The organism is Streptomyces lothianensis (assembly GCF_047779955.1).
Taxonomy (GTDB): Bacteria; Actinomycetota; Actinomycetes; order Streptomycetales; family Streptomycetaceae; genus Streptomyces.
Genome location: NZ_JBLMKT010000079.1, coordinates 16,050 through 29,830 on the forward strand (window position 1 = coordinate 16,050; position 13,781 = coordinate 29,830).

The window sequence follows — 13,781 nt, forward strand, 5'->3', positions numbered from 1 at the left end:
GTCCGCGCTTCAGATCACTTCGACTCCCCGCTCAGCTCAACGCCGAGTTCCTGCGCGAAGGCCTCGATCTCGACGAGGGCGGAACGGAGATCGCCCGCAACCATTCGGGTCAGCTCGTCGATGGACGCCGAAGACGCTTGCGCCGCTGCCGAAGCCGCCTCGGGGCTGAGGCGGGCGATATCGAGGTTCACCTGCTTCTGGGCGAGCAGCTCGGCGGCGCTGTGGCGGCGGAAGCGGTCAGATTCCTTGCGGTGCTCGCGCTTCGGGTCGGCGGGGTCGAAGGCCTGCTGCTCGAAGTCGGCCAGATGCTCGGGCTTGAGCGGGTTCTTCTTGAGAGTGAGGCGGCTTCCAGTGCGCAGGTCGTACGTCCACATGTCGGTGGTGTGGGGCGGGTCGCCCTCCGAGCGATGCTGAGAGACTGCCTCGAAGAACAGGACGTGAGCCTTCACGCCTCCTGCGTAGAAGATGTTCTCCGGCAGTCGCAGCATGGTGTGCAGGTTGTAGCCGGTGAGCAGTTCGCGGCGGACGCGGTCGCCCACGCTGCCGGGTCCTCCCTCGTACAACACCCCGTCCGGGACGATCACCGCCGCTCGGCCAGTGTCGGTGAGCTGGGTGCCGATGTGCTGCAGGAAGTTCAACTGCTTGTTGGTCGTGGTCTGTTCACCCACCCAGAAGTCCGGGCGGTTGTAGGTCACGTTGTCGCGGCCGTCCGCGTCGGCGTCGGCTTCCTTGCCGGACATTCTGATGCCGGACTTGGTGCCGAACGGCGGGTTCGCGAGAACGAGGGTGGCGTGCCGCTTGGGCGGCTTGGCCAAGGCGTCGCCGACCTCGATGATGGCCTTCCCCGTCGGGTCGCCGAGCGAGTGCAGCAGGCAGTTCATCGCGGCGAGGCGGGCCGTGGCGGGGACGATCTCATGACCCCAGATCGCCTCCGTACGCAGGCGGCGCAGATCCTCGTCCGGGAGGTCGTCGCCGTGTTCCTGGATGATGTAGTCGTACGCGGCGATCAGGAAGCCGCCGGTGCCGCAGGCAGGGTCGGTGATGAAGTCCTGCGGCGTGGGGCGCATGCACCGCACGATGGACTCAATCAGGACGCGCGGAGTGAAGTACTGGCCCGCGCCGGCCTTGGTGTCCGACGCGCTGCGAGCGATCAGGGTCTCGTACGCCGTGCCCTTGATGTCGGAGCGGGAGTCGAGCCACTTCTCCTTGTCGATGAGGTCGACGATCAGTCTGCGCAAGTGTGCCGCGTTCTCGATGTGGTTGCGGGCCCGGTTGAAGATCAGGCTCAGCATCGTGTGGTCGTCGTCCTCGGCGCTGCGCTTGCCGAGGTCGGCCAGGAGCTGGTTGTAGGCCTGCTCCAGCGGATCGCCGTCGAGATCGAGGAGCGCTGGCCAGCCACGCCCCCTCCACTCCGCAGACGTGGGCAACATGTGCTGGTGATCGGCCGGATCGGGCTTATGCGCGTTGAGTTTCTCCGCCTCGTCGGCCATCTTCAAGAAGACCAGGAGGCTCAGCTGCTCCAGGTAGTTCGTGGCCGACACCCCGTCGTCACGCAGGACGTTGCAGTAGTTCCACAGGCGGTCGACGAGCCGGCGGGCTTCCTGAATCACGAGCTGAACTCCAGGGGCAGAGTGGTCTGTTCGCCGTCGGCGAGAGTGGTGTCGTTCGGTTTGGCGGCAGGTGGCGGAGCCGCGGTGGCGGCTGCCTTCTTGCCGGCGCGGGCGGCCTTCCGGGCCGCCTTGCGTTCGGCGTCGGCCGCCTCACGCTCCACGCGGATACGCTTGAGCAACTCCTCGGCGGGCTCATCGGCCGGTTCTTGGGACACGAGGCGGCCCGCGAATGCCTCGGCGAGGAGTGCACGACGCAGGGCCGCGTTGCGCCGACCCGTTCGTTCCAGGCCGCGCTCGATGCGGTCGAGGGAAGCCAGGCGCTGCTTGACCGAACGAACCAGCCGCCGCTGTTCGTCCAGCGGCGGCACAGGGAACTCGACGCGCTTCAGGCGCGCCCCGCTGAGGTGCGCGAGGTTCGTCGTGATGCGCACTTCGCGCATGAAGCGTCCCGCGTGCAGGTGACGGCGGAACACCAGGAGTGCCCAGCCTGGCAGTACACCGTCGCCCGCACGAAAGCGCAGCAGGCTGTTGGTGAAAGCGACTCCTTCCGGGATGCCCCGGTACATGGCCGGGCGGCCCACGAGGTGCGGGCTCTGTCCCTCGTTGAGGAGGATGTCGCCCGGCTCGAGGCGGTACTTGCCGAAGACTCCGGAAAAGTCCATGTTCTTGACGTCGCTCGTGTCGATGCGGTCTTCGAAGACGTTCGCGACGCGCAGATACGGCCTCACCTTCGGCCCTGTGTGCCAGTCCGGGTGCCGGGCACGCCCCAGCTCGACCGTTCCGGCCTTGTCGGTCGTCGTAACGGTCCAGTGTTCGGGCCAATCGGCAGGCTCGGGTACCGCGTCCAGCAGGACGGCTTTGCGCAGCGCGTCGACGTCGCGGCGTGCTGATGCGACGGCGCGCTCGATGGCCTCGAGCCGGGCCAGCCGGGTGTCGAGGGCGGCGGCGATGCGGTGCTGTTCGGCGGTGGGTGGGACCGGAAACTCGACAACCTTCAGCCGTGCGGCGGACAAGTGCGCGATGTTCGTGGTGATGCGGGCCTCGCGCATGAAGCGCCCGGAGTGCAAATGGTGCCGGAAGACGAGCAGCGCCCACTCCGGCAGGATTCCGGTATTGCCGCGGAAGCGAATGAGGCTGTTGGTGTACGCAACGTCGGCGGGCTCGCCCCTGTACATGGCTGGGCGACCGACGAGGTGTGGACTCTGCCCCTCGTTCAGCAAGATGTCACCAGGCTCAAGGCGGTACTTCTCGAAGACTCCGGAGAAGTCCATCTCCATCATCCCCGTTGGGTCAATGCGGTCCTCGAAGACGTTGGACACGCGAAGGTAAGGGCGCATCTCAGGGCCCTCGTGCCAGTCAGGGTGACGCGACCGGCCGAGCTCCACGACACCGACGTCCGCTACAGCGGCCCACGCCCACCCGTCGGGTAGCGTCTCCCGACCGCCGTCGCCCACGCCCTCAGTCTTGCTCGTGCTCACGCACCCAGTTCCTTGTCCAACTCGTCCACCAGATCCTTCGGCTGCCACCGGCTGTCCTTGAAGGCGTCTACGAAGTCGCCGTAGCCACCGGCCGCCGCCCGGCGGCCCTCGCTCAGCGAGGCCACCGTGAGGGTGGCGTTGGCCGCGACCACATTCACGACTTCCCGCAGCCATGTCTGCTGCCGGTCATCGAAGGTCACGCCTGCCGTCTGCTGGCGGGCGAGCCACCCCTGAAGGCGACACTCCACCGTACTGCGATATGGCCGAAACTCGTCCCCGTCGAAGCCGAGCTCGTAGCGCATCACGGTCAGGAACTCGACAAGTCCGGCGTTCCGCCGGGCGGTGTCCCGGGCGATCTGCAAGTCCACGTACGCCTTCCAGAGCCGGGTCTCGGTCCATTCACGCCGGGTCGCCCGCACCTTGTCGATCAGCACCTTCAGCTCGTGGAGCACCACGCGGGGCGAGCGGCGTTCCTTGAAGGCGACCCTCAGCGGCAGCATCTCGTCCGCGTGCTCGGCCATGTACGCCCGCCAGTCGTCGACGACCCTGCGGGCCTCCTCCTCGTCCAGCAAGCCTCGCGCTTCAAGGAGCTGGTCCTCGCTGAGATGGTCGATCAGCAGCCAGCTGTCCTGAGCGGCCTTGAGAAGGGCGGCCCGCAGGTCCGCACTGGCAGCCAGTAGACCCACCGCGTCGGCGATCTCCGCGGGCTCGTCCGGCGCATTCGCCTCGGCCCGCCCGTCCGACTCGTCCGGTTCATCGAGTGTCCGGCGTTCGGCACGTACCACCGGCCGCTGCTCAGTATCGGCGGCCCTGACCAGTGACCGCACCAGCCCCTCATAGGTCTGGCCGCTATCGAGGTATTCTTCGATAGCGGCTCGGCCCTGCTCGTCGAGACGGCCTCCGAGACGGCTAAGGCGCCCGGCGAGGGTCGCGATGTCATCGACGTGGCGGAGTTCGCCCTTCTCGCAGGCGGTCAGGAGCCGCTCCAGGCTGGGTACGGGCGGCGCATCGTCGCGTACCAGCGGGCGGGCATCCGCCTTGGGGTGCTCGGTGACGCCCACCGCGTCGACGATCACGAACCGGTCCTTGTGGACGGCGTCCGCGGTGACCTTGATCAGATCGGGGTCCTTGACGGTGCGGGCGCCGCGCCCCTTCATTTGCTCGAAGTACGACCAGGTCTGGATGTCCCGCATGAACACCAGGCATTCCAGGGCCGGCACGTCTGTACCGGTGGCGATCATGTCGACGGTCACCGCGATCCGCAGATCCCGTTTGTTACGAAAGTCGGACAGCGCCTGGTCGGGGCGGGACGCCTGCGCGGTGATCTTCCGGCAGAAGCCGTCCCCGGCGCCGAACGCGATACGTACCGCCTCCACGATCGCATCCGCGTGCAGGTCGTTCTGGGCGAAGAAGAGGGTCTTGGGTACGACCTCCCGGGCCTTGATCTCACCTGTCTCACGGTCGATGACGGGCGGGAAGATCTCGGTGAACAGCTTGTCCCTGAACGTCTCGACAACCAGCCGGATCTGGTCCTTGGCACGTACGCGCCGGTTCAGTTCGATGCTGCCGTAGGTGTCGTCCTCCTCCACGGTCTGCCACTGCTCGGCGCGGGTGAGTTTGTGGGTCTTGGCGATGACGTGGTTGACCTGCTGGATCGTGCCGTCGGGGTGGGCTTCCGTGCTCCGCGCGGGGATGGTCGAGCCCTGCTGGGTGATGCTTGTGCCGATCTTGTAGATGTCGTAGTCGACGTTCACTCCGTCGGCGACGGCCTCTTCGTAGGTGTACTGGCTGACCAGGTTGTTGTCGAAGAACGCGAAGGTCTGCTGGATCGGCGTCGCGGTCAGACCGATCACATGCGCATCGAAGTACTCCAGCACCGGACGCCACCGCCCGTAGATCGACCGGTGACACTCGTCCACCACGATCACGTCGAAGAAGTCGGGCGGCAGCTCCGGGCAGTAGCCCACCGACGCCACGGGGCCCGCCAGCCGGTCGGCCCGCTCTGCCTCGAAACTCTCGTCACTGTCGGGCGGCACCGGGATGCCGGAGAGCTTGCACCACAGCCGCTGGATCGTGGAGATCACGATCTTGTCCGAGTCCGCGACCGCACCCCGGCTGAACAGACGCAACGGCATCTGCTGGTGCAAGGGCGTCTTGGCGCCGAGCGGCATGAAGTCCCGGTACTCGTTGTAGGCCTGCTTGCCCAGGTTGTTGCGGTCCACCAGGAACAGCACCCGCTGCGCGCCCGCGTGCCGCAGCAGCCGGTAGCTGCTCTGCACAACGGTGTAGGTCTTGCCCGCCCCGGTCGCCATCTGGATCAGACCGCGCGGCTCGTCGCGGGCCAGCGACCGCTCCAGCGACTTGATGGACTTGTACTGCGCCTTGCGCAGTCGCTTGTGGTCGAGGCGGATCGCGGGAAGTCCCCGCAGGCGGGCACGGAAGGTGGGGGCGGTCGGCTCCCGCTCGGCCTCGCGCACCCACCGTTCCATGGTCGCGCCTTGGTGCGGGGCGAACACCAGGCGGCTGCGCGCGCCACCGTCGGGGCTGTCGGCGGGGGTGCCGTCGACGTGTTCGGCATCCAGTGCGTTGCGGAAACGCCAGGTGGCGCCGTTCGTGGCGTACTGGAACGGCAGGGGCAGTGCACCGCGCCAGGCCCGCTCGGCGTGCCGGTCCGCGATCCGGGTGGCCTGTTCGGCCGCCACATCGAGCAGGCTCTGCGGGTCGCTCGGCGCGGGTCCTGCGGCGACGATCCCGCACAATCGGCGCTGGACATACAGCGCGTACAGGACCAGCTCGGACGACACCGGCGAGCGCACCGCCTCATACGCAACACCGAGCTCACGCTCAGTCGGCCCGTAGACTCGCCAGCCCGCCGCGGTCAGGGACGCCTCCGCCCCGTTGGCCCACCGCACTGCCGCGCCATCCATAGCCCCTCCCCATACGTTCTCGTCCCATCCGATCACGCGCGCCTACCCGATTACAGCAGCCCCTGTACGCACCTCAAGCGCGTACGCAAAGATCAAGCCCGCACCGGCCGTTGTCGGCAGCGGTCCGTACAGTGGGCGACAGCACACACGTCGCAGGGAAAGTCGCGCCGAGGGGAGGGCAGGCCGATGTACGTGACGAGGCTCAGAGTGGACGGGGTACGCGGCTTCCACGGCCCCCGGGCCTGTGACCTCGTCTTCACCCGCCCGGACGGAACTCACGCGGGCTGGACCGTACTGGCCGGGCGCAACGGCTCCGGCAAGACCACCCTCCTGCGCATGATCGCGCTCGGCCTCACCGGAGGACGCCGCGCCCACCAGTTGGAGGCGGAGCTCGAGGACTACCTGACTCACGGGGCCTCCCACGGCACCGTCCTCGTCACGGTGCTCGCCGATCCAGCCGTCGACACCATGGCCTCGGCCGACGGTGAGCCGGTGCAAGCCCGGCTCGACTGGCGCCCCGAACAGGACGACGGCATCTTCGCCGAGGCCTTCGCAGATCTCGAACAGCCCACCGAAGTGGTCTTCGCCGGATCCCGGCCCATCAAGTCGTCCCTGTGGTCCTCGGCCCCACCACCCGGCTGGTTCTGCGCCGCCTACGGCCCGTTCCGCCGCCTCACCGGCACCGGCCTGTACGAGAGCACCCCGCAGAAGTTGGACCGGAGTGCCGCACTGCGCACCCTCTTCGAGGAACACTCCGCCCTCACGGAAGCCTTCGACTGGCTGCTCTCCCTCCACCTGCGCTCACTGGAAGATCGTCCCGGAATCAGCGAGCTCAAGGCCGACGTGCTCCGGCTACTCAACGACGGCACCGACACCAGCGAAGACACGGCATTGCTCCCGGGCGGCTACCGCATCGAAGACGTCGACTCCGAGGGAATGTGGCTCAGGCGGCACGGGGACAGCGGCCCGGAGGGTGCGCGGATCGAACTGCGTCGGATGAGCGACGGACAGCGAACCGTAGTCTCCCTGGTCCTGGACATTGTGAGACAGATGCACGCGGCCTACGGGCCCCTCGCTTTCGAGGAACGAAACGGCGCGGTCGTCCTGCCCCACCCCGGCGTGGTACTCATCGACGAAGTCGACGCTCACCTGCACATGAGCTGGCAAAAACGCATCGGCCAGTGGCTCATCACACACTTCCCGGCCATCCAGTTCATCGTCACCACCCACAGCCCCTACATCTGCCAGACAGCCGACCCGCACGGACTGATCCGCGTCCCCGGCGTCAACGAGCAGACACCGCCGCACGTGGTGGATGAGGATCTGTACGGGCGGATCGTCTACGGAACCGGCGACGACGCGGCCCTGTCCGAACTGTTCGGCCTGGACTCCCCGTACTCCAGCAAAGCCGATCACCTACGCAGCCGACTCGCCGAGCTGGAATACGACGTCTTGGTCGGGCAGGCCGACGAAGCCCGCACGGCGGAATACGTGCGGCTGCGCGACCGCCTCGCCAGCTCACCGGCCGCCCGCGCCGACGAAGTCATGGAACGCTACCGATTCTCCCAGGAACACGACGCGTGATCCCGATCCAACGGCGTCCCCTGCCCGAGGACGTCACCACACGCATGGCGGAGCTCACCGTCCGCATCGGACTCAGGGACAAAGCCAGTGGTGCGCGCAAGAAATACGCAGACAACCTGTGGCATGACGAAAGCAACGTCAAAAAGGAACTGCGCAAGGTGCTCCGCACCATGGCCTCAGGGGTACTCGGCGACTGCATGTACTGCGGCGGCTACACCGCCACCGACATCGAACACTTCGAACCCCGCGAACACGACGCGCTGAAGACCTTCCTGTGGCCCAACCACCTCCTCGTATGCGGCCCATGCAACAGCACCTACAAACGGGAGTGGTGGAAATGCAACGAGAAGACCGGCGAACCCCTGCTGATAGACCCGACCCGCGACGACCCCTTCGACCACCTCGTATTGATCCTGCGCGAAGGCCGATACACGAGTCGAACGGACAAGGGATGGACCACCATCAAGGTGCTCGGCCTCAACCTGCCCGAACGACGCCTCGTGGACGGCCGGAAGAAGGCCCGCGTGAACATTCGCGTCGTGCTCCGAGGCTGGCACCGGGCCCGCCTGGAGGGCGACGCGGACGCACAGCGCGAGGCCCTGGACACCCTCAAAGAACAGCCCTTCGCCGACGTATGGCAAGCCATGCTGCGCCAAGCCGAACTCCCCGGCGCCCACCTGGTCATGAACGACGAACCACCCGAGATCCTCTCCCTGCTACGCGACGAGCAACTACGGACCGAGACGCTGATCAAGTTCCCACTGCCTCCCTCACCAGCAGAGACGACCTGACCGGCATCCGACCGCCAATCGCCACAACGACCCCACCCCCGCCCCGAGACGCAACCTGCACTCCGGCCAGGCGCATCCCCGCCAACTAACTCGCCGTTCAGTTGCATCCAGCGAGCATCCAGCAAGCGTCCCGCATACGACAGATGACAAGCGGTGACGAACTGTCAGTTCATCCAGCAAGGATCCAGCACGGGGTATGAAACGGCCACGTCCACCACTCGGGACGCGGCCGTTTGACCTGTATGTTTGCCAGTAACAGGTAGCGATGCTATGGAACCGGCTACACGTTGAAGCGGAACGTTCAGCGCAGAGCTGTGACCTGCGAAAATGCGGTTCTGGAAGTGGTCATCCAGCACCCATCCAGCACGGTGCAGGCTTATCCAGCACATCCAGCACGCGCGACCGCAGCCAGAGGGATACCGCCCGCACGCTACGGCGAGGCGTTGTGTACACATGGGACACTCTGTACGCTTGGGCGCATGACGCAGCCAATGCCCATAGAGTCCATCCGTGACGTACGCGCACACCTGGCTGAGGTCGTGGAGCGCGCCGATCGAGACGACCTACCCACAGTGATCACGCGCCGAGGCAAGGAAGTCGCCGCCGTCGTCTCCATCGAGGTACTGCGCAAGTACCAGGAGTGGGAAGAGCGCGAGATCAACCGGATCATCGACGAGCGCATGGCCAACCCGGCACCCGGCATCCCGATCGAGGACATCATGAAGGAGACGCTGGCGCGCGGTGAGTGAGTACCGAACCGTCTTCCGTCCCGAGGCGCGGGCCGAGCTTCGCAAGATCCCCCGCGACATGGCGCTGCGCATCCTGGCCAAGCTGACCAAGTTGGAGACCGACCCTCTCGGCTTCAACACCACGGCACTCGTCTCGCAGCCAGAACGCCGTCGCCTGCGAGTCGGCGACTACCGCGTCGTGTACACGATCGACAACGGAGAATTGGTGGTCTGGGTCGTTCACGTCGGGCATCGTTCTACCGTTTACGACACCTGACTGCTCCGGGAACACGTGCGGTCAGTCAGAGCCGCTGAAGGTGGTGCCACCACCGTCCGGACGGCCGCGCCGGATGTCAGTGGCGGCTGCTTCCATGGCGCTATGAGCACTGCGCACGAGACCACCGCCCTCCTCCCCGACCCCGCCCAACTCCGTGCACATCTGCGCGCCCTGGCCGTCCTGGACACGGCGATCGGCGACGATCCGCGGTTCTGTCAGTACACCTTCGATTGCGCGTGGGGCCCCGGCACGGAGGCGGCCCTTATGGAGAACGGCTCGGGGGACGACTTCTCCGTCCTGTTCACTCCGGCCGGCGTGCTCATACGCGGCTTCGACCACGAGTCTGAGATGAGTCCGTACGGGACGGACGACGAGCAGGTCTGGCCCGGCGTCATCGACGACGTGCCCGCCGCGCTGCGCCCGCTCCTGGACGAGCCCGCCTTCCGCGACGAGGGCATCGACGCCCCACGGGTCACCACCTGCCTGTGGCAGGAGACCGGCGACACCGCCTGGCGCACCGGCTCGGCCATCGCCTTCCCGGACGGCAGCGAGGACCCGGACGGCTCCGGTTTCCTCTTCCACCTCCTCACGGACCGCTCCCCCGAGGCCGTCCAGGCCCACTTCGAGGACTACTACGAGCGCCCCGTCCCCCTCGACGCCATCCGCCACGTCCTCACCGGACGCCCCCTCACCCCTGCGGTCGCCAGGGCCCTCAACCCGGCCGTCCTCTCGGACGGCGCACTACTCCAAAGGATCGCCGCGCACCCCGAGGCCGCCTCCTACCTGTCCTGCGACGGCGAGTTCGACCTTGCCCGCACCGACCCGATCGAATCGATCGCCCTGCCCAACGGGCTCCCGGTGGAGCCCCTTGCCGGGTGCAACGCGGGCGGCACCCACTACCTCTGCGGCCCGGCCGTCCCCGACGGCCCCCGCCCCGTGCTCTACACCGACTCCGAGGGCCGGGCCTCCCTCATCGCCGATTCTCTCGCCGATGCCCTGACCCTCTCCATCGTCCTACCGTCCTGGCATGACGCCCTGGCCGGCTTCCGACCCCCGGCCCTCAACTCCGACTACCTCGACGACCACCCGGACCACCCCACCGTCCGCGACCGCCTCCTTGCCGCGCTTCAGCTTCCCCCGGCCACCGACCGGGAAGTGCTGGATCGCCTGCTCACCACCGCCGCCCGCACCGTCCCCGACGGATTCCTCCCTCACGTTCCCGATGACGAGGAGTCCGCCTTCGAGCCGATGCTCGAACCGTCTGCCGAGTAGGGCCGGACCCGACCAACACTGACACTGCGTCAGAATATCCAGCACTCATCCAGCACGGTGATGACGAAGGGGTCGGACCTTGTCGAGTCCGACCCCCTCTGATCTGCACGTTTGACTTAGCGCCTAACGTGCAGTAAGCGACTGGCTACACATTGAAGCGGAACTCCACCACGTCACCGTCCTGCATCACATAATCCTTGCCCTCCATGCGGGCCTTGCCCGCCGCGCGTGCGTCCGCGACCGAACCCGTTTCGACGAGGTCGGTGAAGGAGATGACTTCCGCCTTGATGAAGCCCTTCTGGAAGTCCGTGTGGATGACGCCGGCCGCCTCGGGGGCCGTGGCGCCCTTCTTGATGGTCCAGGCGCGGGATTCCTTGGGGCCGGCGGTCAGGTAGGTCTGGAGGCCCAGGGTGTTGAAGCCGACGCGGGCCAGGGTGGCGAGGCCCGGCTCCTCGGCGCCGACGGACTGGAGGAGTTCGAGGGCGTCCTCCTCGTCGAGTTCGGCGAGGTCCGCCTCCAGCTTGGCGTTGAGGAAGATGGCCTCCGCGGGGGCCACGAGCGCGCTCTGTTCGGCCTTGAAGGTCTCGTCCATCAGCTCGTCCTCGTCGACGTTGAAGACGTAGAGGAAAGGCTTGGTGGTGAGGAGGTGCAGGTCGTGGAGGGGCTCGGCCTTCTCCGAGCCCTGGACGATGCCCTGCGAGAAGAGGGTGTCGCCCTTCTCCAGGATCTCCTTGGCCGCCTCGACCGCGGTGACCTTCGGGACGATGTCCTTCTTGATGCGCGATTCCTTCGCCAGGCGCGGCAGGACCTTCTCGATGGTCTGCAGGTCGGCGAGGATCAGCTCGGTGTTGATGGTCTCGATGTCGTCCTTCGGCGAGACCTTGCCGTCGACGTGGACGACGTTCTCGTCGTCGAAGGCGCGGATGACCTGGCAGATCGCGTCGGACTCGCGGATGTTGGCGAGGAACTTGTTGCCGAGGCCCTCGCCCTCGGAGGCGCCGCGCACGATGCCCGCGATGTCGACGAAGTCGACCGTCGCCGGGAGGATGCGCTGCGAGCCGAAGATCTCGGCGAGCTTGGTCAGGCGCTCGTCGGGGACACCGACGACGCCGACGTTCGGCTCGATCGTGGCGAACGGATAGTTGGCCGCGAGGACGTCGTTCTTGGTGAGGGCGTTGAACAGGGTCGACTTGCCGACATTGGGCAGACCGACGATTCCGATCGTGAGCGACACGTTTGACCGACTTCCCGTACGTGAGGTGTGAGGGCGCAGCCCCTCGCGGGCGGCCGGTCCACCATTTTAGGGGCGTGGCGCCGTGGGTGCGGAACGGGCCGTGGAGGCCTTCGGGAAGTCACTGTCAGTGGGGCGTCGTAACGTGGAGGAATGGAGATCTTCGGTGTGGACATCGGCGGTTCCGGGATCAAGGGGGCTCCCGTGGACCTGGAGCGCGGCGACCTGGCGCAGCCGCGCCACAAGGTCCTGACGCCGCATCCGGCGACTCCGGAGGCGGTGGGCGGCTGTGTACGGGAGGTGGTGGAGCATTTCGGCTGGTCGGGGCCGGTCGGGGTGACGTTTCCGGGGGTGGTGACGGAGGGCGGCACGATCCGGACGGCCGCGAATATGGACAAGGGGTGGGTGGATGTCGACGCGCGGGCGCTGCTCGGCGGCGCGCTCGGCGGGCTGCCGGTGACGGTGCTCAATGACGCCGACGCGGCCGGGGTGGCGGAGATGCGTGTCGGGGCAGGCAAGGGCCGTCACGGGACGGTGATGCTGCTGACGTTCGGTACGGGGATCGGCAGCGCGCTGTTCGTCGACGGGCGGCTCGTGCCGAATACGGAGCTGGGACATCTGGAGCTGCACGGGCACGACGCGGAGAAGCGGGCTTCGACGAGGGCGCGGGACGACGAGCAGCTGACGTGGGAGCACTGGGCGCATCGGGTGCAGAAGTATCTGGCTCATCTGGAGATGCTGTTCTCGCCGGAGCTGTTCGTCATCGGGGGCGGGGTGAGCCGGAAGTCGCACAAGTTCCTGCCGTTGATCGAGGGGATCAGGGCGGAGATCGTGCCGGCGGAGCTGCTGAACAGCGCCGGGATCGTGGGGGCGGCGATGGCGGCCATGGAGGAACACAACGGGGAGCGCGAGGGTGAGCGCGAGGAGGAAGATTTGGCTGGGTGAAAGGGCGCGTCGCAGGCCGGACATACTGTAATCGGGTGCCTACGTTTGGTACGTGGAGCAATACAGGACCCGTCCCGCCGGTGACGCACAGCACCGCGGCACACCGCTGCCGCCGCAGGGGCAGTCACCCGATGCGCTGCCCGGCGGGGGTGCGGCACCGTCGGGCGAGGGTGCCGCGCTGACCGCCGAGGGCGCGGCGCCGCCCGGTGTGGGCGCGCGGCCCGGCATGGCGGCCCGCCCTCACGCGGCCCGCCCGCACGCACCGCGCACATCCGCAGCGGCACACCCCCGCGGGCCGCGCGGCCCGCGCAGCCCGCGCACGAAGGCCACGGCTCCCCGCGCGGCCGCCTCGCCCGTCGCGCGGGTCGTACGGGGCACGATCGGCGCCGTACGCAAGGTCTACGTGGCCGTGCGGACGATGCCGAACCCGCGGCTCACCGGCCTCGGCGCCGGCGTCTTCGCCACCGCGGCGCTGCTGCTCGTCGCCTGGGTGGACTGGCTGCTCCTCGACGGTTCGGCGGCGCTGTACTGCGTGCTGTTTCTGCCGGTCTGCGCGCTGGCCGCGCACTGGGTGCGGCCCGCCGACCTGGTGATGGCACCGGTCGTCGTGCCGATCGCCTTCGCGCTCGGTCTGCTCCCCATCGCCGAGGCGGGCGGCGGCTTCGGCGGCCGTCTGATGGGCCTGCTCACGGCCCTCGCCCTGAACGCGGGCTGGCTCTACGGCGGCACCCTGATCGCGGGCGCGATCGCCACCATCCGCAAGGTCCGCGACATCAGGCGCCGCCGCGCCGCCGCCCGGGCGGCGCGGCGGCGCACAGGGTAGCGGCCGGTTCCGCAGAGCCCGGCCGGCGGCACAGCGGCAGGTTTCCGCAGGGCACAGCCGCGCGAGCGGCAGGCCCGTTCAGGGCACAGCCACGCGAGCGGCAGGCCCGTTCAGG

Annotated in this window: 11 protein-coding genes; 7 read left to right on the forward strand and 4 right to left on the reverse strand. The window is 67.8% G+C overall.

Annotated elements, in window-relative coordinates; all coding sequences use genetic code 11:
- Positions 1 to 14 precede the first annotated feature (14 nt).
- From ACLF6P_RS28750 to ACLF6P_RS28760, 3 genes are read right to left on the reverse strand one after another with little or no spacing between them, the layout of a single operon-like run.
- Complete coding sequence (locus tag ACLF6P_RS28750; protein ID WP_415954334.1) at positions 15 to 1,610, reverse strand: class I SAM-dependent DNA methyltransferase; 1,596 nt, start codon at positions 1,608 to 1,610, stop codon at positions 15 to 17.
- Complete coding sequence (locus ACLF6P_RS28755) at positions 1,607 to 3,088, reverse strand: restriction endonuclease subunit S (RefSeq protein WP_415954335.1); 1,482 nt, start codon at positions 3,086 to 3,088, stop codon at positions 1,607 to 1,609. The genes ACLF6P_RS28750 and ACLF6P_RS28755 overlap by 4 nt, the downstream gene beginning before the upstream one ends.
- Positions 3,085 to 6,015, reverse strand: coding sequence for a DEAD/DEAH box helicase family protein (locus tag ACLF6P_RS28760; RefSeq protein WP_415954336.1), 2,931 nt, complete (start codon positions 6,013 to 6,015; stop codon positions 3,085 to 3,087). Before ACLF6P_RS28760 ends, ACLF6P_RS28755 begins: the two co-directional genes overlap by 4 nt.
- Before the next feature lie 186 nt (positions 6,016 to 6,201).
- Here ACLF6P_RS28760 and ACLF6P_RS28765 point away from each other — a divergent pair, with 186 nt between their 5' ends.
- The 5 genes from ACLF6P_RS28765 to ACLF6P_RS28785 all read left to right on the forward strand — a co-directional run bounded on the left by ACLF6P_RS28765 (position 6,202) and on the right by ACLF6P_RS28785 (position 10,667).
- Positions 6,202 to 7,599 (forward strand): AAA family ATPase, encoded by a 1,398-nt coding sequence (locus ACLF6P_RS28765; RefSeq protein ID WP_415954337.1) that lies wholly within the window; start codon positions 6,202 to 6,204, stop codon positions 7,597 to 7,599.
- The gene (locus ACLF6P_RS28770) at positions 7,596 to 8,390 is read left to right on the forward strand and encodes an HNH endonuclease family protein (protein ID WP_415954338.1); all 795 of its coding nucleotides are present in this window, start codon (positions 7,596 to 7,598) and stop codon (positions 8,388 to 8,390) included. The genes ACLF6P_RS28765 and ACLF6P_RS28770 overlap by 4 nt, the downstream gene beginning before the upstream one ends.
- Before the next feature lie 479 nt (positions 8,391 to 8,869).
- Positions 8,870 to 9,139 carry a type II toxin-antitoxin system Phd/YefM family antitoxin gene (locus ACLF6P_RS28775; RefSeq protein WP_415954339.1) on the forward strand — a complete coding sequence of 90 codons (270 nt, stop codon included), beginning with the start codon at positions 8,870 to 8,872 and terminating at the stop codon, positions 9,137 to 9,139.
- Positions 9,132 to 9,395: a type II toxin-antitoxin system RelE family toxin gene (locus ACLF6P_RS28780; protein WP_415954340.1), complete on the forward strand. Its 264-nt coding sequence runs from the start codon at positions 9,132 to 9,134 to the stop codon at positions 9,393 to 9,395. Before ACLF6P_RS28775 ends, ACLF6P_RS28780 begins: the two co-directional genes overlap by 8 nt.
- Positions 9,396 to 9,497: 102 nt before the next feature.
- Positions 9,498 to 10,667, forward strand: coding sequence for a hypothetical protein (locus ACLF6P_RS28785; RefSeq protein WP_415954341.1), 1,170 nt, complete (start codon positions 9,498 to 9,500; stop codon positions 10,665 to 10,667).
- 145 nt (positions 10,668 to 10,812) lie between these two features.
- On the opposite strand, the gene ychF is transcribed toward ACLF6P_RS28785, so the two are convergent.
- Positions 10,813 to 11,901: a redox-regulated ATPase YchF gene (ychF, locus tag ACLF6P_RS28790; RefSeq protein WP_415954342.1), complete on the reverse strand. Its 1,089-nt coding sequence runs from the start codon at positions 11,899 to 11,901 to the stop codon at positions 10,813 to 10,815.
- Between the two features lie 150 nt (positions 11,902 to 12,051).
- Between ychF and ppgK the strand changes: the two genes are divergently transcribed.
- Both ppgK and ACLF6P_RS28800 read left to right on the forward strand, forming a co-directional pair.
- The gene (gene ppgK, locus ACLF6P_RS28795; protein WP_415954343.1) at positions 12,052 to 12,843 is read left to right on the forward strand and encodes a polyphosphate--glucose phosphotransferase; all 792 of its coding nucleotides are present in this window, start codon (positions 12,052 to 12,054) and stop codon (positions 12,841 to 12,843) included.
- A 52-nt stretch (positions 12,844 to 12,895) separates the two neighbouring features.
- Positions 12,896 to 13,666, forward strand: a complete 771-nt coding sequence (locus tag ACLF6P_RS28800) for a DUF6542 domain-containing protein (RefSeq protein ID WP_415954344.1) — start codon at positions 12,896 to 12,898, stop codon at positions 13,664 to 13,666.
- Positions 13,667 to 13,781 lie beyond the last annotated feature (115 nt).